Genomic DNA, 20142 nt, shown 5'->3' on the forward strand with positions numbered 1-20142 from the left:
ACGTCCATGAATGAATTCCTCGACTGGCTGCGGCACGATACCGTCGGCCTGCTCCTCCTGGCAGGCGCCGGCATCGCGCTCCTGCTGTTCCTGATCATCAAGGTCAAGCTCGAACCGTTCATCGCCCTGGTGGGAACGGGTGTGCTGGTGGCCTTGGTGGGCGGGATCTCGGTGGAAGCCTTGGTGGGATCGGCCACTAAGAGCAGCGACGCCCTCATTGAAAAGGGCTTCGCCGGCATCCTTGGCCACATCACCGTGATCATCGGCCTTGGTACCGTGCTCGGAGCGATCCTGGAACGGTCCGGCGGTGCCGAGGTGCTGCTGGGCAGGCTCGTGAAGATCTTCGGCGAGAAGGGTACGCCGCTTGCCATGGGCATCACCGGCTTCGTGCTGGGTATCCCGGTGTTCTTCGATATCGGCATCTTCGTGCTGGCGCCGCTGGTGTACGTCGCTGCGATCCGTGGTGGCAAGTCCCTGGCCCTGTACGCGCTTCCGCTGCTGGCCGGCCTGTCCGTGACCCACGCCTTCCTGCCCCCGCACCCGGGACCCGTCGCTGCCGCCGGTTTGTTCCACGTGGACCTCGGCTGGATCATCCTCATGGGCCTCATCTGCGGTGTCCCGGCCTGGTTCGCTTCCGGTATTTTGTGGGGCACGTGGATCGGCAAGCGTGTCATGGTGACGGTGCCCGAGGACCGGATTGTGGAAGAGGCTGAAACGTCCCGCGGCCACGAGCCCTCCATTGGCTTGGTGCTGCTGGCTATTGGCCTGCCGATGATCCTCATCCTCGGCGGCACCTTCGGCAACATCTTCGCTCCCGCAGGCCCGTTCCGCGATGCCCTCCAGTTCTTCGGCAACCCGGCCATTGCCTTGACCGTGGCCGTGCTGCTGGCCATGTGGCTCCTGGGTATCCGCCGTGGCATGACCGCAGCCGAGCTCAGCGAAATCACCGGCTCCTCGTTGCGTCCCGTGGGCATGATCCTGCTGGTCGTCGGTGCGGGTGCGTTCTTCGGCGCAGTCCTCTCAGCGACTGGTGTTGGCAAGGCCGTGGCTGACTCGCTGTCCCAGGCCGGCCTGCCGATCATCCTCTCCGCCTTCGTGATCAGTGCCGGCATGCGCATCGCCCAGGGCTCGGCCACCGTGGCGATCGTGACCACCGGCGGTATCCTCGCCCCGAGCCTGGCATCCGGGTACTCCCAGCCGCAGTTGGCTTTGATCGTGGTGGCCATTTCCTCGGGCTCGATCATTGCCAGCCACGTCAATGACGGCGGTTTCTGGATCATCTCCAAGTACTTCAACATGTCTGTCAAGGACACCCTGAAGACGTGGACCGTACTTGAGACCGTCCTGTCCTTGGTGGGCTTCGGCATGGCGGCCCTGCTGTACACGTTCGTGAGGTGACGCTGCTCCGCCTGGGGTGAGTACCGCCGTCGTGCCCTTTTGCCCGGCGGGGAGGCTGCCGCGCCCGAGGTGGGTTCCCGCCGTCGTGCCTTTTTGCCGCGGCGCGTGCCGCCACCACCCACTTTGACTGCCAAACGGCCCCGACATGTCTGTCCATAGGCGTGTCGGGGCCGTTTTCGCGTCAAAGAAGGTCGTGGCGGTACAGGCCAGCGACGGCTGCGGGCGGGCGGTGTGGTTAAACAAAAGCTCCGGAGTGCGTTATTGGGGGATACGCACTCCGGAGCAGCCTTTGAGGCAGGGGCTTTCACTCACCTGCAGTAAATACTCTACGACGCGTTGGCCTCCATTGCCACCATGTCGAATTAGTACTTTCGCTTTAGTTTTTCGAGGCGGTTTCCGGGCGTTTTTTCTGCGGCACAATCAGGACTGGCCGACGCTGGTGATGGCTCAGCCATGCCGCCACCGAACCGTTCAAAGCCTCGGAAATCCGGTGCCCCAGGCCAGGTTCCGGCGTGCCGACAATGATCATGGACGCCTTGATGTCCTCGGCGAGCCGTCCAAGGGCGCGGGCAGGATCGCCGGCCAACAACCGCAGCGTCCAATCGGCCGAACCTCCGTCCATGGCATCGGCGATGGCCTTCCCCAAATCGTCCCGGACGGCCGCCACATCCTCGTCGTCCTTGTCCGGATGAAGAGACATCCGATGGGTCTCGCGGGAGGGATCCCACTCCACGAGGTAGCTGGCCTCGTCCACGTACGCGCACACCAACGGCACCCCGAGTTGTTCTGCGAGGGTCCGGGCGGTCTGCAGGACCTCCACATGCTGGTCCGGTAAAACGCCGACCACCAAGGGAATGCGCCCGCTGAAATTTTCCGCAGCCATACCTTATTGTTGCGCCGGGGGAGGGGCTTGAACAGGCTGTTTGGTCCCCCAACTGGGTCGCAGTTAAGCGCGTTTTGAGGGCTCTAAACGCGCACTACTGCGACTTACTTGGGTGGGGCTAGGCGGATGAGGTGGGGTTGGTTGAGGGACTCGGCTTATTCCACGTGAGGCGCACCGTGAAGTTGGATCCGGTGCTGGCCGCAGCAATGAACGCCCCCGCTTCCGCATGGAGGTCGATCCCGAATTCCACGCTGAGTTCGTCCGGCCGGTTTTCCAGGCTCAGCAACTCGTCGATCACGCCCTGGACCGCCGGCCGGACGTGTTCCAGCGCGCGTTGGAACGTCTGTTGGGCCCTGGCGAACACCCCCGAATGCTCCGCGGAGTGGTCGCCACCCCGTGTGACCAGGCTCCCGGCAGAGCTCGCCACCTCCACAACCACGGTGCCGCCGTCGTCCGTTGCAAACTCAACCAAGCGCGTCATGGTGCTGTCCTCTCCGACGATGCTGCCCGCAGGCGGCGTGCTGTCACCAGGTATCCGATGCCCACCGTTGCCAGAATGACCAGTTGAACGAGGACAAAGTAGGCGTGCGTCCGGTACCACGCCTCCATGAAGACCCCTTTGTCCTGGAACCACACGAGCGGAATGGACACAGTAGCGAGCAGCAACAGCCAGCCGAGGACACGATCCTGCTGCGACCGCAGTGCCAGGACTCCCGCCCAGAGTCCCAGCACGGCCACCGCGAGGCTTCCGATGATGGTGGTGGCTTCCACTGTGTAGTTCAGGCCGGACAAGCCAAAGACTCCGTGCGCCGCCACCAGGCAAGCCATGACCGTGCGGCCCAGGACGGAGCGGTCGGGCAAGCCTGCCACCGCGAGCATCAGGTATCCAAACGGCGCGATCAGTCCGTAAACCACCCGCAGCAAACCTTCGCCGCCGGCTTCGTACGAGTAGGTTTCGTCAATCCAGATGAAGTTGATGGCGTAACCCGCCCCCACGACGCCCGCCACCAGCAGCGACGCCGCGCCCCAGGCCAGCGGGATCCAGTCGGGCGGTTTGGCGTGGGGTGCTTCGGCCTGGGTTTGCGTGTTGCCTGGTTTGGGAGCAGCGTACGACGGCGGTGCCTGGCTTGGTTGCTCGCGGCGGCTTGCGGGTGTGGCCGGGTTGCTTGGGGCCGTGTTTGGACCGGCTTGGGGGCGTTGGCGCTGCGGCTGCTCGACTGCTGGGGGCTGCGTTTGTTCGGCCGCTTGGTGCGTCCGTTGGCCGATGAGGGGGATGGGGCTGCTGGTGACGCGCGGCTGCGCTGGCTCCGCGCCGGGAACTGTGCCTGAAGCCGGGGCGTTCTGGGTGCTTGTTTCGTTGCTTCGCCGCTCGCTGCTTGGCCGCTCGCTGGCCCGGCGCTCTCTGCCTGGCCCCTCGCTGCCTGGCCGCCGGGTGGGTTCCGGCGGAGGGTCGAAGGCCGTGTAGAACCCGTGGTGTTCCTCAGCTTGGTCCGACTGCGGGGGTCGACCGGTGTGGGCTCGGGTGGCTTCGCCTTCTCGATCTCTTCCCTGGCAGCCGAGGCCAGGCCATCGGGGTCCGCCTGGTCCGGGTCAAGCGTGGCCAATTCCCGCGAGACGTCCAGCACTGTTTCCCACGAGCCCAACGACGAGTGATAACGGAGCTCACCCTGCAGGTCGGCGATGCGTTGGCGTCGCTCGCAATCCTTCTTCCGGGCGGTGGCGTCAGGGTAGGCGGGATCGTCCTGCACGTGGGCAAAACCGTCCGCCGCGGCCAACCAGTCGCCGGCTTCCTCGGCCGCAACGGCGTCACGGTAGGCGCGGGACATGTCCAAACGCTCCTGGGCTGCGCTCCGAAGCATGGGTGCGTCCCGGTATCCAGGCTCCAGCGTCAGGAGGTCGGTGAACAGCTCAATGGCCTGCTCGTACCGCCGCGCCCGCAGCTCGGCCGATGCCTGGACATAGAGGGCCCGGAGCTGCGCGCGCTTCATGGCCAGCTCCGCGTTGCCTTGCGCCGCGCGGGCGGTGCCTGTGTCGCTGGCCGGCCCCACGGCGTAGGCGGCTTGCCCGCCCTGGGCGACAACCGCCGTCGTGCTTTGATCGAGGGCCGGGACGTTGCCGCCCGAGGTGCGTCCCGGCGTCGTGGTCTCCTGCTTGACCGCCGCGCGCGGTGGGCCCTTCAGCGTGAACAGTTGCGTGGAGCCGCCGCGGACATAGAGGGCGGGGGTGACCCATTCGAGGGTGCCGTCCGGGCTGGCCATGACGGAGATGCGGCCGACACGCGCGGCCTCGTCCACGGTACGGCCGTTGGCGATGGCTGCGTAGAAGCCGTGCGCGAAGGCGATGGCCGCGGCGTCGCTGATGGCGAACTGCATGGCGGCAACCGCGCCGATCCCGCTCCTGACCAGGGCCGATGCGGTACCGGAGAAGAGATCGGCTTGACCCATTTCGCCGGACGAGCACGAGTTGAGGACCACCAGCCGTGGGCGGGGCGAGGCGACGCTCAGGAGGGCCATGAGCCGGACGGCGCGGACCATGGCGGCCCGGCCGTCGGGGCCTACCAAGGCGATGCGGCCTTCGTCGGTGCGGGAGTCGTAGTCGCCGTGCCCCACGAAGTGGACTACGTGCCACGGACCGGCGAGGAGCAGCGACTGGACGTCGTCCCACGTGCCCGTTTTCGACCAGACCAGCTCCACGCGGCCTTCGTCAACGGGCCCTGCCAGTGCCCGGCTCAGGTGGTCCTTCTCGGTTTGGATGTCCAGGGCCGGAAGGTCGCGCGGGGAGGCAACGATGCCGAGGATCCGCAGCGGGGGTGCGACGTCGAGAGGGTTGAGGTTGTAGTCGGGAGCGGGGACGTGCCGCAGCAGGGGCTCGGTCTGGCAGAGGTAGGTCTCGGTTTCGGGATCGAACAGGGTCTCCCACGGCATCATCGCAAGCTCGGGTGCGGAAAGCCTCAGGACCACGCGGAGTTGTTGCCCCGCATGCTGCGCGGCACCGAGGCTCGCCCGATAGGTGCCGTAAACCTCGCGGGTAAAGAGCGCCTGGAAGAGTTCCTGGCCCACCTCGCGGACGGCGACCTCAGCCACCGGGAGGGTTCGCCTGGCCGCGACGGCCGAGGCAAGGACGGTGGCTTCGAGCTGCGGGAGCCGGTCCTGGATGCTGTCCACGTCCAGGGTGAAGGTGCCGGACGCGTGTCCTCCCGCCGGCGCACGGACCACGTGCACCGTATATTCTTCGCGTGCAGAGCCGGTAACGATCTCCAGCTCGATGTCACAGTCCATCGCGGGATCCCTCTGTGGTTCTTACGTACAGATTGGCCCTTGTTCCGGGTCCCTTACAAGGGGTTGTTCTCTCTGCTCTTGAAGGGGAATCTGCCTCGGCCTACGGTTAATCCGTGGCCTCGGGGCCTCTCATCCGAAGGAAGGCGGCGTGCGATGGAAATCTTCATGTGGTGGCTCGATCTTCATCTGGACAGCAAGGAATGGCTGCGCGAAAACCTGCGCTCCGAGGAACTGCCGCTCCAGGTCCTGCAGCACATCGCGGAGGCCGGCGGACCGCATCAGGACGACCTCAGCGGTGGGCTGACCGAGGCGGACTGGGACTTCATCGAGACGCAGTCGGAGTTCGTGGACTGACTATTCCCTGTGCGCTGACCAACCCAGTGTCGGGCCCAGTTTCTCCGCGATGTCCGTGAGGATCTGCACGTAGTCCCCGTGCTCGAAGCTGAACGGCAGGGCGAACGCCACCTCGTCCACTTCCTGGAAACCCTTGTGCGCGTACAGTTGCTCGGCAATCTGATCGCTGGTGCCGATGAGGTCTTGGGCGAACATCACCCGCTTGGGGCCTTGCGGAGTTTTGGTGCGGGGCGTGCGTTCGTCGACGTAGCGCTGGTACTTTTCCCTCTGTGCGTTCGACGCGGAATCGGTGGGGATCACCACCAGGCCCTGTGAAACCCTCGCCGCTTGCCCGGCCGGTGCTGCCTCGCGGAAAGCCCTGATCTGGCTTTGCTGGATCTGGGCGAAGTCAGGGTCCTGGCCTTCCTCCGGAAAAATGACACTGCTGGAGAGCAGGTTGAAGCCGTTCTTCCCCGCCCAGACGGCCGACTTGAGGCTGGCGGCGCCATACCAAAGTCGATCCCGCAGACCGGGGGAGTGTGGTTCCACGCGGTTGGAGAACTCCTCCACCACACCCTGCTTGCCGGAAAACTCCCGCACCTTTTCGCCCGCAACCAGCCTGGCAAGGCGTTCCACGCGGGCGTAGCTGAAGTCCTCAGCGTCGGCAGAATCCGGGTACAGCTCGTGCTTCACGGTGTCGTAATTCATGGGCTCACCGACGCTCAGCCCCGGGTTGATACGGCCGCCGCTGAGCAGGTCCACGGTTGCCAGGTCCTCGGCCAGGCGGAGGGGATTCTCCCAACCCAGCGGTGTCACCGCCGTGCCAAGCTCAATCCTCGACGTACGCTGGCTTGCGGCGGCCATCACGGCGATCGGGGACGAAATCCCGAATTGCAGGTGACGGTGCCTGAGCCAGGCACTGTCGAAGCCGAGTTTCTCGCCGAGTTCGATGATCTCCAGCGTGGACCGGTGCCCCGCCGCCGGATCCGCGGGATCGAACAGGCCGATGGTGAGGAATCCAAGCTTGCGGAGCGGGCGGTCGGGGGTCGGCATGGGATTCCTTCGCTGATGGGCTGCGGTTTACTGCACACCTTATTCGCTGGTACTTATGACGACGGCGGGAGGTTACCTTTTGTGGCCCGGGCGCAGTTGGCGGCGGACCAGCTGAGGTGGATCACGGCTGATGCCGGACGGGGTAGCCGAGCTTTTCCGCAGCTTCGACAACGTCTTGTGGCCACTGGGCCAGAAACGACCAGGGCATATTTTGTTCGCCAAGGAAGTTCACCTTTACCCTACGGTCGAAGGCGCTCGGGCGTTCAAGGTAAACCTGCCGGATTGCGGAACGCTCGAGCCGCCAGGGGCCGAAGAACCGCGCTAGCCAGCGGAATCGCATCCTGAATTCGAGATGTCGCAACCCGGTGAACGTGTCAGGCGTACTCGGGGCGTCCGCTCACTTGGTAGGTGAGGCCCACGATTCCGCTTTGGAAGACGCGGGAGTCCCTGAGCTTGAGGCCGAAATCGAGGCCGCGGTGGGGGAAGACGCGTTCGCCTTCACCGACGATGACGGGAAACTGGATCAGATTCAGGTCATCGACCACTTCGTTCTCGAGCAGCCACCGTGCGAGTGAGACGCTGCCGACGACGAGCAGCTCGCCTCCGGGCTGCGCCTTGAGTTCCCGTACGCGCGTGGGAAGGTCGTCGGCAATCACCGTCGTCTGGTCCCAGGTCCGGTCAGCCATGGTGGTCGAGACGACGTACTTCGGCTTCGAGCTGATTGCCTCCCCGAAGCCGCCGTCGTCGTTGCGGGCACCCCAGTAGGTCTCGAACAGTCCGTAGGTCTTCCGTCCGAGGAGGAAAGCGTCGGGGCGCCTCCAGGTGTCGAGGATGTACTGAACGGCCTCAGCGTCTTTGAGCGGAATGGCCCAGCCGCCGCGAGTGAACCCGGGGTCCATTTCCTCGTTGTTGCCGCCGTTGGCCTGGGCGACACCGTCAAGTGTGATCTGCAGGCTGATGGTGAGCTTCATGACTCGTTCCTCTTTGGCGACAAGATGCTCACAAAGTAGCAGCGCGGGCAGACATGGGGAACCTCTGATCAGAGTCTGGGTCTACAAGGCTCATGTGGTGTCGGGTGCCCTTGGAAGCTAAAGGGTTAGGAGACGGTTGCGGAGGCTTCAAGCGCCCGTGAGGGATCTCTCCCCGGACACCTGCATCCTCCGCTGCCTGCCTTAGCGGTTGTGTCCGGCCAGTCTCCTCAGGATCTACGCCATCGCTTCCCAACGCGAACAGTCTGTCCGCGACTTCCGCGCCTGGGGCTCACTACAAGATATGGCGAAGAACCGCGGAGAGATGAAATCGGGGAGGCATCCTTGCTCCAAGTTCATAGGCCAGAGGCTGCCAGGCCTTGGGGTCATGCGATTTCAGCACGACTCTGAAGGTGAAGTTACGAGCGTCTCGTTCCACACCGGTGACAACGAGCGCCTTCTCGGCCGATCGCATTACGTTCACGCGGTCGCCGAAGTTGACGTCATAGAGATAGGCGGAGATTGTCAGAACAGTCGCTGTGCCGTCCTCTTCCAAGCGACCGCGACGACGCTCCCACATTTGCTCCATGTCAGGTTCAAGAGGAACCGCAAACCGCAGGGTCTCTTGCGCTTCGTGAGCTTCAGTAAGGGCTGGAGCGAATCAAGCCAACCTGGCCAAAGACTCCGCAGCCCAAGCCGAACAATCCCTCGCAACCGCCCGCCAGGCCGCCGATCAGGCCCGCGCCGACGCCAAAACAGCGCGAACCCACGCCGCAGACGCAGCCACGTCAGCGAGCAAAGCCGCCGCCGCAGCAGCCACGGCAAGCCAAGCCGCCGCCAACGCACAACAATCAGCCATCAACGCAGGAAAAGACGCAGCCGCAGCCACAGCTACTGAAGCCGTCACCACCGCCACCAACAAACAGCGCGAAGAAGACGCCGCCGCGAACATGGCAAAAGCGGCGCTAACACCACCGGAACGGCCACAGCCGAAGAACTAACAGCAGCCCAAGCTGCCGGAGGTCCTGAAGCGGCAGAAGAACTACGAAAAGCACACGAGGCCCTTGGCGAAGGCGATATCACAGACTTCATCATCAAAGAAGGCGGACAACTCCTCCTGGACTTCTTCGGAGTCACAGAAATCATCAACTGCTTCACCAAGGGCGACCTCGGCGCCTGCGGCATGGCACTCATCGGGGTACTCCCCATCGGCAAACTCTTCAAAGCCGCCGAAGCCATCGCCCTCGTAGGCCGTATCCTCCCCAAAGCCGCCGCCTTCTTCACCCGACACCAAGACGCCATCAGGACGATCGAAAAGGCAGCTAACAACCCAGCCGTCTGCTCGATCGCCGGGGCCGGCAGGGTCAGTGCCCTTTCCGGATCGTCTATCCTCGTCGTCACTGCAGGTGTGTACAAAAAGAACGCCCCGGGAACCGACCAGCCCCACATGCAAAGGGCATCCGCGCACAGTTGTGGCTTTGACGATCTCAACCCTCCCTTCGCCACACCGCCGAAGGGAGCTTTGCTGATCGGACGATGGGGTGAACACGCCGTCGAACAGTTGCTGGGTGTCAGCCTGTCCGGAAAAACAGGCGTGCAGGTCGATGGCATGAGCAGATTGCGATTCCCGAACCTCATGGAAAAGGTCGGAGGAAACCTCACCGGCAACGTCATCGAAGTTAAGAACGTGAAACAGTTCAGACTGACCAGCCAAATCGGGGACCTCTTGAAGTACGCCGAGCACGGTGACGCCACCAAGCCAGGTAGTGGGGTACTGATCGTCTACACGAGCAAACACGAAAGGGACCGGCAAGCTCGTGGACACCCCTGCAGAAGTAATGCAGCTTATCAAGGATGGAAAGATCAAGTTTGAGAAACTCCCTGACACTTTGGCAGGGCTCCACTAAATAGCTCTTGGAAGGGAGCCAGTGCCTTATGTCCTATGATCTGACGGTCTATTGTCCTGGATCACCTACCGCGGACAGGGTGTGGTTGTTGGTGGGCAATACCCGCGGGCTGCACGCCGATCCAGGCAATTCAGATAACACCGGTGTGGTGCTACGAGGTGTGAAGATGGCCTACAGCCTCACTGTCGATGGGCCATTCTCACTCGGGGATGCGGACGTCCCGGAGGAGATCACCGCGGTTCTAGCTGACGCCGCCACAACGTTCCAAGTCTAGGTTGAAGGAACCCAAGAGACCGAGATCCCCATGGCGTTCGCTTCGCCCGGAAATTGGCCAAATCTTGCCATGGAGTGGTCATTGACGAGCAAAACCTCGGAAGTATGGCCACACCCAAGACAGAAAAGAAGCAACGGCCTCGGACAGAACAGCCAAGGGTACGCAACGAAGTCTGGCTTGATTGGATTCTCCTCGAAGAGGATCTCCCAGTAGACTTTCTGAAACGCAATCTCGGCCTAGCCCAAGAGATCCTGTCTGAAGCCCTTCCGGTGCGTTTCGGCAAGTACGAGCCCCTTCAGTTTCGTTTCGATTCGAGCGGTGAAAATGGGTTCATTGATGAGTTTTACAACGATGAATCCAATGGCTGGGATATCTACTACAAGAACCCGCCACCGGTCACGTACGGCAAAATCGAGGCCCACAAACTTGGCCGGGGTATCCCGTTCACCCGAATCACGTTGGTCGTGGACGGGCATGCCCTCGCCGATAAAGAGCTCAGGAGCGCTCTTCGCCAGTTTTTCCTTGCAGTGGCGACTGAGCTCGGCGCGGTCTACGCATCTGCCGAAGTTGAACGAGACCAAGACATGCAGCGTCGTCCGTCCTTTCGGCTTCCACCTGAGCAGTGGGTAGGATTCCCGCCCTACCCACTCTGGTGGGTATGGGCCGGCCCCCGGCTGGCACCCGAAATCGGGAAATTTCTAGGCCCCGAAGCTACCGAACGCTCCGGCGGTCTATACAGGTCTTTCAGCGACGCACCCCTCGACCGCCGCCAGCTCGCCGAAAAGCTCGGGGCTCAGAACCTACCCTGGATCCCGGCCGAATACTCCGCAACCTACACCGACCATCAAATGGCACCGCTCGCTCCTGCGTCCCTGATCCCTGAAGTCCTCCGCAACCGCGAACCCGTAGACCTTCCCCCGGGCATCTACAACCCACCGAGGAAAGCCTAGAGACTTCTCCCGGTCCCACCACCCGCCCAGCATGGCCTACGGGGTGTCGGGTTCGTGCGCCGGCCCTAGGATGTCCCAGTTCCTTGGAAGTAGGAAACACTGGTTGCCCGTCCTTTGGTTCGCAAACACGCTTTGAGCAGGTCTTCACGACTGACAGGAGTTTTACCGGCCGGGCAGGTAGTGGTTGTCTAGGGGGATGGGATTGTTTAACTGGAAGAAGACCGTGGCAAGCGTCGATGGGCATGAGGAGCCGATGCTGTCGACGCTGAGTGATGACCATCGTGAGTTTTTGACTAGTTGTCTTGGTCTCGCCGATGGTGCGGGGGTAGATCTCAACGACGCGGGCAGTGTGAGGGATTTCTACAATCTTTTGCTTGCCACCTGGCGGGCCAGTCCGGACGGACCCGCAGACCCTCAACCGTATCTGAATGCGGCCGGAGCGGCCTTTGGCGAGCATTTGGTCAGGACCACGCCCCTGGAGTGGGTAATTGCCGAAGACTCCCGGGGCAGGGAGCTGGCGGTCCACTCGGAACGAACAAATTTCTTTGTCTATCCGTTCGATGCTGTGGCGAAACGGTGGTCCCGCGGGGAAGACGGTGAATTCATAACAGCCCTGGCTGGCCAGGTCACCAATCACTTCAAGGTGCACTGACTCTAGACTGCTGCGTACCAAGCTCAAAAGCTCGAGCAACTCATCCAGAACGCGGTGGCGAACAAGGCAACCAACATCAGGATCAACCAGAAACAAGTCAATGCCAGCAATAAGATCGTCGGCAACAACCGCCCAGATCTTCAGTACGACATTCTTGACCCCGCCGATCCCACTGGGAAAACATTCAAGCACTATGTATTTGAGCTAGATCGCCCTCTGAGAAAAGATGGTGACGAAAGTGTCCGTGGTCTGCCCCACTTCATGAGAATCCTGGCAAACGACCCCTCTCTGTCCAAAGCTCAGCAAAAAATTCTGACCGAAGGCTATCCGCAATGGATGCCGCTACCCTAGTGACAAATTTCCGACCCGCAGGAAGGGGAGATCGATGCCGGCGCGAGTGACAAAGGGCGATAAGTTGGCTGCCCAGTTGCTGCTGGGCAACAGGTGGGCACCGATTACGAATACGTTATCGTTCATCAACGCGCCGCTTGAGGAAGCAGCTCAAGTCTGGTTCGACTGCTACGCCTCCAGTTACGCAGACAATACAAACCTCAGGAAAACCGAACTTTCGGGTTCGCTTGTGGAGCTTTTCAGCAAGCTGCTGCCTCTCGCAGCCGGAGGGGAGACAATGTTTCTGGAAACGGTCGATCCTAACTGGACGCTTGCGGTGAACAATAATGCCTACACGGGTCCTGATCTCAGCTCGATGCTGAAGCTCGAATACGCCGAAAAACGGGGAGTCAGGTCTGTCATTGTCATAGAAACCCCACACACCCTTGACAGGAAGAACTATCCCGAGGAGCGAGGCCGCTACGGGTCTCGCCGATTCCTGCTACTGGGACCGGGCGATGCTGTGACAGGTGTCTACCTGGACAACGAGGGTAAATGGTCTTTCGCGAGAGGGGGCACGGTCTTGGATTTCGAAGATATCGATGCCTATACCTCAACTTTGACGACAGATCGGTTCACACACGACATGCTCGTCGATTATTGCCGGCACCTAGGTCTTGATCCGTTCAGCGAGGAGTTCTACGTCCCGAATGGTAGGGGAATCATGATTGGCTTCCGGGGAGAACCTCGTCCGGAAGACGGCTACACGCTAGCTGAGGCACGGGCTGGTCGGGAAGACCGAACCGTACCTCCAATCGAGCGCACCCTGTAGTGCTGTTCGGTGTGAATCCGCTAAAGATCTGGTCTACAAGGGCGCAGATTGGCGTTCCCAGTGTCCGAAAGATGGATCGGGATTGCACCAGCCGTTTGGTTCCAGCACCTGAGGAGAGCAGTGCGTCCCAACGGGTTCTGAGGTTATCTACGCCCTCCCGTTCGACAGCGCGGATGATGTCACCGCAATCAGCGCCTGCCACGGTGGGTTGAGAACGTAGAGATGAGGATTCGGTCAAAATGCAGAGATATTTGATCCAGGCGGATCAACTTGCCGACCAGTTGTTGCTCGGCAGCAGGTGGGCGCCAGTGACGAACACACTGTCCTTCATTAACGCTCCGTTGGATGAATCAGCCAAGGTTTGGCACGAAAGTAATGAAGCAGACATTCAGGTAAAAGCCAATGCCTTAATGGTCGAGGCCACCGGGACGCTGGAGGAGCGGTTCGCCAGATTGCTACCCCTTGGTAGCGGAAGCAAACACCTCTTCCTAGAGACCACGAACCCGAACTGGACAGCGGCTGTGAGCGATTCCGCGTCCGGATCTGACCTCAGCTCAGTGCTCTACTTCGAGTACGCGAAGAAGCGTGGCATCCACTTCGTGATCGTCGATGAAATCCCGCACTCAGTGGACAAGAAAAGCTATCCCGAGCACCGGGGAAGACACGGCGCCCGCAAGATCATGATGATGGGCTCTGAAGAGTACGGTTCTTATGTCAGCCTGATCAACGATGACAAGTGGGTATTCGATAGGTACGGCACAGCGTTCGCTGATTTCGAGGACACCGCAGCTTATAAAGCGTTCAGGACCACTGAACGGTTCACCCATGACATGCTTGTCACCTATTGCCGCCACTTGGGTCTTGATCCCTTCAACGAAGACTTCTACGTCCCCAACGGGCGTGGCATACTCCTTGACTTCCGCCACCACCACCCCGACACCAAATTCTTCACCCTAGCCGAAGCCCGTGCCGGACGGGAAAACAGGGATGTCCCACCGGTCGGACGCTAAGATTCGAAGCCCTCAAACAACGGAAAAGATAGGTAGTGACGTGACAAGGGTGGACGAGTTTCAAGGTTTTCTCGCGGGAAGCGGGTTTCCGACTACGGTCCAAGCAGTGACACCGTCGGGGGCGCCGGCGCTGATCTGGGAACCCGATCTGGACGGCGAGACGCTATGGCGGGTTCAACGGGAACTGACAGGGAAACTACCGGCATGGCATGTCTTCACTTACAGCGTGGAACCCTCAGACCCTGAGGAACGTATCGAGGCTTGGGAAGAACAGGGTCAAGAGTCCGACGACCTCCCGCCCCTACTCGACGCGGAAGCTGAACAACAGGCACTGCACGAATACACCGTCAAAACCACCACAGGCGACGAACCAGCGGACACCACAGCCCGGCCAGTAGTCTTTCCGGCAGAAGTGCCAGCGTACAGCACCGGTGTGGGGAACCTGGTCGCCGTCCAGGTCGAGAACCCAGGCGACGTCGTTCAGGCCCTCGAATGGGAAGGCGCTGACAACTTAGGCACTCGTACGGAACTCGCAGTGCTCCTTCGACGATGGAACCGGCTTGCTGGTGCAATCCCAATCCATCTTTCGGACACTGAGAACGCCACCCTCGCCCTGGCGGTCCCTGACCTCCCCGCCATTCAACGGGAACTGGCACAAGCCTGCGATGAGATCACCGTTGTCTCCACAGAAACGAACTGCAGTCCCATCGTGGAACTCTGGTGGGACTAGACCTTTGCCGTGATCATGCAACCATGATTCGAGCCCAAACCCAAGCCGCCACTAATGCATCAGTATTTCGAAACCCGTTATGGGCACTTCTGCCCATTTTGGTGCCAAGTTCGCGCTGGTAGTTTGGCCGTATTCGTTCAGGCCTATTTGGGGAGAAATTATGAAGCGTCGAAACACCATTGCCAGTATTACTGCAGCTATCGCGGTTGCCGTCGGAGGCCTCGCGGCTGCGGCGCCGGCGCAGGCTGCGGGCTACTCATATCTTTACCCGACAGATTTCAGCACCCAGTCCGCGTGTAACACGAAGCGCCTGACGATGAACTCCTCCTGGACCCGCGCGAGTCAGTGCTTCATCATGACCGATACCGGGAAAGTTGTGTGGAAGTTCTCTGTCACCGTGCGCGGATAGCCTTACGCTCCATTCGCTGGCTGCGCCTCGCGCCAGGACTAAGACAACGCGGAGTGCCCCCATCCAAGGGTTGGGGGCACTCTCATGCATCAATCAACAGACCGCCGGGCGTGAGCCGCCTACGCGCACTTGGCCACCGGGACCACCACATGGGTGCCGGTGTCCGTCGTCGTGAATTCCCTGACCTCCGCGGTGGGCGCGACGGTTTCCGCCACCGCCCGCTGCTTGGCGCGCATGCGGAGAATCGCGATGCTGGAAATCAGGAACCAGGCAATGTTGGTGACAACAGAGGGCCACGCGCCATGAAGCAAGCCGTTAAGAATGAACGCGCAGGCGCCGAACAGGTTCACGGCCTGGAAGCTGATTCCCGGCTTCAGCCAACCCATGGAAACTGACATGAAAGCGCCAAGCATCGCCGCCGCACCGGTCCATCCAACAACTTCCCACAGCATTTCCATTTCAGTCCTTTCACGAGTTGGCGCCAGCCGAGCGGCAAGCGGATTTTTGGTGTGGTGTGGGCCTGCAGAAGTGGCCCTGAGATAGATCTTGCTGGAGATATTTGTTTAGTTCAATTGCATTTATCTGAAGCCGGTATTTAGGATCTCTTAACATGGAAATGGACCCGCGCCGAATCCTCGTTTTGCTCGCCGTCGCCCGCACGGGAGGGGTCCTCGCGGCGGCCGACGAACTGCGGATTACGCCCTCGGCCGTGTCCCAGCAGCTGAGCAAACTCGAGAGCGAAGCAGGCCAAGCTCTCCTGGTCCGGACGCCGAAAGGATCAGTGCTCACGCCCGCGGGTCTCGCCATGGCCGAAGCCGGCGAAGAGATTGAAAGGGCGTTGAATGTTGCCCGGACCCGTATGGAAGGCGAGGCCAAGGTGGCCGGTGTTGTCCGGCTGGGTGGCTTCACCAGCTTCATGCGGACAGTAGTGATACCGCGGATCCCCGAATGGCGCAGCATGTACCCGCAGTTGAAGATCGAAATCGTCGAGGACAGCTTCCCGCCCCTGATGCGGTTGTTCCGGCAACGCCAACTCGACGCCGTGGTGGTGGAAAAGGACTCGACGGCGGCAGAGCAGCAGCCGCTGGCATCGGGAATGGTGGAGGAACCCCTGCTTGACGAACCCTGGAAACTGGTGGTTCCGGCAGGGTCGTTGCTGGCCACGGAAAGCATCGACCTTAGCCGCTTGCCGTTGCCCTGGTTGGGAGTCGAGCCGTCTGCGGCCAACATCGCGGTGCTCGGCCGGCTGCGTCATTCAACAGGCGTCCGCATAGAGACGGTCCACCAATACGCAGATACGCTGACGGCGCTCGCCTTGGTCGCGGCCGGAGAAGGTGTGGCCATTGTGCCTACGCTCGCGCTGACCGGCGTGATCCAGGACCAGGTGGATGTCCTGGATGTTCCCGGCCTGGGGACCAGGCATATCGCCTTGCGGCGGTTTGAGCGGCGAAGGCCCACGAGCTTGCCCGTGGACACGCTCGCCCGGCTTCTGAGGGAATCGGCGGCGGCGTTCGATACGCGATCGGGCTCATGAAAAGGTCCGGCTCATGAAAATGGTCCCGCCACTGTGACAGCGACGGGACCACCTCAGGGCTGGAAGTTAGTTCAGCGCAGGAGTGTCCTTGGGGATGACCCCTGAGCCGTAGAGGTCGGAGGCCAGGTCCTGCAAGGCACGCAGGGCAACCCGCTGCGTGAACGGACCATAGGAAACCCGGGCCACACCGAGTTCCTGGAGTTCGGCTGCGGGCAGGGCACCGGGGGCGCCGATGACCGAGAGCTTGCCCTGTCCGAGGCCGGCAACCAACGGCTCGATGACCTCGCGAGTCAGCGCGCCGGGCACGAAAACCAGCGAAGCGCCGGCGTCGAGGAAGGCGCGGCCACGCGCGATGGCGTCTTCGATGCTCTCCTGGATCGGGCGGTCGCCACCCTTGGCGATCGCGTCGGTGCGGGCGTTCAGCTGGAAGGCGATGCCTTCGTCTTCGGCGGCCTTGATGATGGCCTGCACGCGGGCTACTGCCTCGTCGAAAGGCCGCAAGCGGTCCTCGACGTTGGCGCCCACGACTCCGATGCCGATCGCCCGGCGGATGGTTTCGGCAGGGTCTTCGTAGCCGTCGTCGAGGTCTGCCGTGACCGGCAGGTCCACTGCCTTGACGATCCGCTCCACTCCGCTGAGCGCCACGTCCAGGGGCATGGTTCCGTCGGCGTAACCGTAGGCCGCTGCGATGGAGTGGCCAGCCGTAGCGATTGCCTTGGTTTCGGGCAGTGCTGCAACCGTGGTGGCACTGACGGCGTCCCACACATTGACGACACTCAGGATTTCGGGTGCCTCGTGCAGGGCCTTCAGCTGTTGCGCGAGTGCGGTGGTGTTTGCTTCGGTCATGGTTTTCCTCCGTCGTTTGATGTTGTGGAGTGAATCGCACCTTCCAAACCACAGCCTAGGCGCAGCAGCCCAGCCGAACCCAAAGCCGGCCAGTCTTACAACGCCACGTCCATCGCCAACGGCAGGTCAGCACTGGACGGTCCGGCATGTACCCGGAACGTACCGGGCTCAAGGCGCCACGATCCGGAGTCCTCGTCCCAGTGCTCGAACAGGCGGCGCGGAACAGGCACGGTCACGGTCTCCTCCGCTCCAGGCCCCTGCTCGGAGACTGCCGCACCTGCGAACCAGAGGGCAGGCCGGACGACGCCGGTCGTCTCCCGCGAGACGTACACCTGGACAACCTGGCGGGATTCCCGGCCGCCAACGTTGCCCAGCGTTACTGCCACGTCCACCCCCACGGCGTGCTTCTCTATGGACATCGCCGAAAGGTCCCAGGCGCTGTAACCCAGGCCGTGGCCAAACGGATACGCCGGCCCGGTTCCAGCGCGGGCGTGGGCGCGGTAACCGATGTCCAGCCCTTCGCTGTAGTCAACGTCGCCATCGTGAGGCCGCGGTGACGGCAGGTTCTGCTCATCGGCCGGGAAAGTGACCGGCAACCTGCCCCCGGGCTCGGCTGCACCAGTGAGGACGTCGGCCAACGCCCACCCCATCTCCTGGCCACCGAACCATGAAAGGAGCATCGCATCCACGTGCGTCCGCCACGGCAGGAGGACCGGCGCGCCGGAACTGACCACCACCACTGTCTGAGGGGCGACGGCGGCAACGGCGGCCACGAGGTCGTCTTGCCGACCAGGCAGTGCAAGGGTGGACCGATCGAAACCTTCGGCTTCGTCTTCGGAGCTGGTGCCGACGAAAACGAGGGCCACGTCAGCGTGGCGGGCAACCTCAACGGCCTCCCTGATCAGCGCATCGGGATCCGGGGCTGCCGTTTCGAAGCCCAGCCGGAGGGAAGCCACGGTCTTCTGTGCCGGCGTGTACGTGAAGACGATATCCAGCGGTCGTTCCGGGGTCATCGAAAGCTGGATAAGGCCCTGGGGCGGCAGGGACATTCCCACCACGGCGTCGGAATTGATGGGGACCAATTCGTCGTCCAAGCGCGTGACTCCGTCAACGGTCACATGGGCGTAGCCGGATCCGGCCGCCGCGAACACGTAATCGCCCGCTGCGTCCACGCTGAGGCGGGTACTGGCGCGGATGGCCGTGACGGCATCTTCCGGGACACCCTCCGGATAGCCCATGCCATACGTCAGGGTGTCGCAGCGGTGACGGCGTTCGCTTCCCAGGACCGCACCTTCAGCGTCGAGAAAATCGATCAGAACCACTCCAGGGCCACCGGGTGCGCTGCCGTTCGCGGCTGAGAGGGTTTTCACGAGTGTGTAAGGACGGACCCCTTCGGCGTACTGGATTTCCGCACCGGGAAGGGCGGCTTTCACTGCTTCCAGCGGAGGGACTGCAGCGGGTGCAACCACGGCCGCGCTGCCTCCGCCGTTGGTTCGTGGTGTCACTGCTCCAGGACCGATCACGGCGATCTTTTCTACACTCGGCGGCAACGGCAGGCATCCTCCCTCATTCCGCAGGAGGACCATGCCCTTGCTCCCCGCATCCCGCAGCTTCCGGCCAATTCCGCGTGATTCCGCGAGCGGCGGGGTTGGGAGGGTTTCACGGTCTACCAAGGGAGCGATGCCCTGGAGCGCGCCCACCCGCGCGGCCAGCCGCAGGAGACGGAGCACTTTGCCGTCGACGATCCGTTCCGGGACACGCCCTTCACGGACAGCGTCCAGGAGGCCGTCGGCCCACGCCGTCCTGGGGCCGGGCATGGCCAGGTCGGTGCCGCCGCGCGCGCTGGACGCGGCATCCACGTTCCTGATTGCTCCCCAATCCGAGACCACCAGGCCATCGAAACCCCACTCCCGCTCCAGGACCTCAGTGATCAGCTCCGACTGGATGGCCGGTGTTCCGTTCACCTTGTTGTAGGAGGACATGACGCCCAGGCCGCCGGCCTCCACAATCGCTTCGAAGGGCCTCAGATACGCCTCGCGAAGCACCTGTTCGGAGACGACGGAGTTGGAGTTCATGCGGTCGGTTTCGGCCTCGTTGGCTATGAAGTGCTTGGCCGTGGTGGCTGCCCCCTCAGCCTGGATGCCTGCCACCATGGCCGCCCCCATGCTGGCCGTGAGCTGGGGGTCCTCGCTGAAGGCTTCGAAGTGGCGGCCGCCGTAGGGTGTGCGCTGCAGATTGACTACCGGCCCCAGGACAACGTCCACACCTTTTCGCCGGGCCTCAGCACCGATGACGGATCCCATGGAACGGGCAAGTTCGGGATCGAAACTGGAGGCAATGGCCGTTGCTGAGGGGATGTTGATGGAGGTCCCGGCCTCGGTCCACCGGACGCCCCGGATTCCGACGGTTCCATCGGACAGGATCAGTGAGCGGAGCCCGATCGATTCCTCGGCGTACGTGCTCCAGTGGTCCTTGCCGGACAGCAGCCTGACTTTGGCTTCCAGATCCAGGGAAGCCAGTCGCTTGCGGAGTTCGTCCTCAAGAAGTTCGGGGACCGACGAGGGAATTGCAGACATGCAGGGCACCTTTCGCAATATGCCGCCGGCTACCTGCCCGATAAGCCATCAGGTGGTGCCGGCTGCATCAAGATCGGTGGGGTTCGCGATGCTTTGACCGCTGCGAGCAGGCCCACCGAACGGATTGCGTCTGCCTACGTTCGTCCCGCAAATTTACAACAACTGCCGGCAAAGGCCAA

General features: G+C 62.3%; 21 protein-coding genes. 10 read left to right on the top strand and 11 right to left on the bottom strand.

Annotation, left to right across the window (positions count from 1 at the left end; genetic code table 11):
* Nucleotides 1–6 precede the first annotated feature (6 nt).
* Nucleotides 7–1398: a GntP family permease gene (locus tag ACIQTZ_RS21830; RefSeq protein ID WP_402984015.1), complete on the top strand. Its 1392-nt coding sequence runs from the start codon at nt 7–9 to the stop codon at nt 1396–1398.
* Between the two features lie 376 nt (nt 1399–1774).
* Here ACIQTZ_RS21830 and ACIQTZ_RS21835 read toward each other — a convergent pair whose 3' ends face one another.
* From ACIQTZ_RS21835 to ACIQTZ_RS21850, 4 genes are all read right to left on the bottom strand, one after another.
* A complete protein-coding gene (locus tag ACIQTZ_RS21835; protein WP_402984018.1) occupies nt 1775–2281 on the bottom strand; it encodes a universal stress protein in 507 nt (168 codons plus the stop codon).
* 118 nt (nt 2282–2399) lie between these two features.
* On the bottom strand, nt 2400–2762 hold the full coding sequence (locus tag ACIQTZ_RS21840; protein ID WP_397325125.1) for a CU044_2847 family protein: 363 nt from the start codon (nt 2760–2762) through the stop codon (nt 2400–2402).
* On the bottom strand, nt 2759–3196 hold the full coding sequence (locus tag ACIQTZ_RS21845) for a hypothetical protein (RefSeq protein ID WP_402984021.1): 438 nt from the start codon (nt 3194–3196) through the stop codon (nt 2759–2761). The genes ACIQTZ_RS21840 and ACIQTZ_RS21845 overlap by 4 nt, the downstream gene beginning before the upstream one ends.
* Complete coding sequence (locus ACIQTZ_RS21850) at nt 3181–5559, bottom strand: CHAT domain-containing protein (RefSeq protein ID WP_402984023.1); 2379 nt, start codon at nt 5557–5559, stop codon at nt 3181–3183. Before ACIQTZ_RS21850 ends, ACIQTZ_RS21845 begins: the two co-directional genes overlap by 16 nt.
* Nucleotides 5560–5712: 153 nt before the next feature.
* Here ACIQTZ_RS21850 and ACIQTZ_RS21855 point away from each other — a divergent pair, with 153 nt between their 5' ends.
* Complete coding sequence (locus ACIQTZ_RS21855; protein ID WP_397325127.1) at nt 5713–5913, top strand: hypothetical protein; 201 nt, start codon at nt 5713–5715, stop codon at nt 5911–5913.
* Here ACIQTZ_RS21855 and ACIQTZ_RS21860 read toward each other — a convergent pair whose 3' ends face one another.
* From ACIQTZ_RS21860 to ACIQTZ_RS21875, 4 genes are all read right to left on the bottom strand, one after another.
* A complete protein-coding gene (locus tag ACIQTZ_RS21860) occupies nt 5914–6945 on the bottom strand; it encodes an LLM class flavin-dependent oxidoreductase (protein ID WP_402984026.1) in 1032 nt (343 codons plus the stop codon).
* 374 nt (nt 6946–7319) lie between these two features.
* Nucleotides 7320–7916, bottom strand: coding sequence for a dihydrofolate reductase family protein (locus tag ACIQTZ_RS21865; RefSeq protein WP_402984029.1), 597 nt, complete (start codon nt 7914–7916; stop codon nt 7320–7322).
* Between the two features lie 292 nt (nt 7917–8208).
* Nucleotides 8209–8502 carry a DUF4265 domain-containing protein gene (locus tag ACIQTZ_RS21870; RefSeq protein ID WP_402984032.1) on the bottom strand — a complete coding sequence of 98 codons (294 nt, stop codon included), beginning with the start codon at nt 8500–8502 and terminating at the stop codon, nt 8209–8211.
* Nucleotides 8503–8955: 453 nt separating this feature from the next.
* A complete protein-coding gene (locus ACIQTZ_RS21875; protein ID WP_402984034.1) occupies nt 8956–9780 on the bottom strand; it encodes a hypothetical protein in 825 nt (274 codons plus the stop codon).
* 418 nt (nt 9781–10198) lie between these two features.
* Here ACIQTZ_RS21875 and ACIQTZ_RS21880 point away from each other — a divergent pair, with 418 nt between their 5' ends.
* The 7 genes from ACIQTZ_RS21880 to ACIQTZ_RS21910 all read left to right on the top strand — a co-directional run bounded on the left by ACIQTZ_RS21880 (nt 10199) and on the right by ACIQTZ_RS21910 (nt 15007).
* Nucleotides 10199–11044 carry a hypothetical protein gene (locus tag ACIQTZ_RS21880; RefSeq protein ID WP_402984037.1) on the top strand — a complete coding sequence of 282 codons (846 nt, stop codon included), beginning with the start codon at nt 10199–10201 and terminating at the stop codon, nt 11042–11044.
* A gap of 196 nt (nt 11045–11240) precedes the next feature.
* Nucleotides 11241–11696, top strand: coding sequence for a DUF3806 domain-containing protein (locus ACIQTZ_RS21885; protein ID WP_402984039.1), 456 nt, complete (start codon nt 11241–11243; stop codon nt 11694–11696).
* 54 nt (nt 11697–11750) lie between these two features.
* Nucleotides 11751–12047: a hypothetical protein gene (locus ACIQTZ_RS21890; protein WP_402984042.1), complete on the top strand. Its 297-nt coding sequence runs from the start codon at nt 11751–11753 to the stop codon at nt 12045–12047.
* Between the two features lie 34 nt (nt 12048–12081).
* The gene (locus tag ACIQTZ_RS21895) at nt 12082–12858 is read left to right on the top strand and encodes a hypothetical protein (RefSeq protein WP_402984044.1); all 777 of its coding nucleotides are present in this window, start codon (nt 12082–12084) and stop codon (nt 12856–12858) included.
* Nucleotides 12859–13166: 308 nt separating this feature from the next.
* Nucleotides 13167–13868, top strand: coding sequence for a hypothetical protein (locus ACIQTZ_RS21900; RefSeq protein WP_402984047.1), 702 nt, complete (start codon nt 13167–13169; stop codon nt 13866–13868).
* 226 nt (nt 13869–14094) lie between these two features.
* The gene (locus tag ACIQTZ_RS21905) at nt 14095–14598 is read left to right on the top strand and encodes a DUF4253 domain-containing protein (RefSeq protein WP_402984049.1); all 504 of its coding nucleotides are present in this window, start codon (nt 14095–14097) and stop codon (nt 14596–14598) included.
* A gap of 79 nt (nt 14599–14677) precedes the next feature.
* Nucleotides 14678–15007: a hypothetical protein gene (locus tag ACIQTZ_RS21910; protein ID WP_402984052.1), complete on the top strand. Its 330-nt coding sequence runs from the start codon at nt 14678–14680 to the stop codon at nt 15005–15007.
* A 119-nt stretch (nt 15008–15126) separates the two neighbouring features.
* Here the strand turns inward: ACIQTZ_RS21910 and ACIQTZ_RS21915 are convergent, their stop codons facing one another.
* Nucleotides 15127–15465 (bottom strand): hypothetical protein, encoded by a 339-nt coding sequence (locus ACIQTZ_RS21915; RefSeq protein WP_400332726.1) that lies wholly within the window; start codon nt 15463–15465, stop codon nt 15127–15129.
* 152 nt (nt 15466–15617) lie between these two features.
* Here ACIQTZ_RS21915 and ACIQTZ_RS21920 point away from each other — a divergent pair, with 152 nt between their 5' ends.
* Complete coding sequence (locus tag ACIQTZ_RS21920) at nt 15618–16541, top strand: LysR family transcriptional regulator (protein ID WP_402984055.1); 924 nt, start codon at nt 15618–15620, stop codon at nt 16539–16541.
* Nucleotides 16542–16607: 66 nt separating this feature from the next.
* On the opposite strand, the gene ACIQTZ_RS21925 is transcribed toward ACIQTZ_RS21920, so the two are convergent.
* Both ACIQTZ_RS21925 and ACIQTZ_RS21930 read right to left on the bottom strand, forming a co-directional pair.
* Complete coding sequence (locus ACIQTZ_RS21925) at nt 16608–17387, bottom strand: isocitrate lyase/phosphoenolpyruvate mutase family protein (protein ID WP_402984058.1); 780 nt, start codon at nt 17385–17387, stop codon at nt 16608–16610.
* Nucleotides 17388–17482: 95 nt separating this feature from the next.
* Entirely contained in the window at nt 17483–19963 is a 2481-nt protein-coding gene (locus tag ACIQTZ_RS21930) for a glycoside hydrolase family 3 C-terminal domain-containing protein (RefSeq protein WP_402984060.1), read from the bottom strand.
* Nucleotides 19964–20142: the final 179 nt, after the last annotated feature.

The organism is Paenarthrobacter sp. NPDC090520, from assembly GCF_044769205.1.
Lineage (GTDB): Bacteria > Actinomycetota > Actinomycetes > Actinomycetales > Micrococcaceae > Arthrobacter.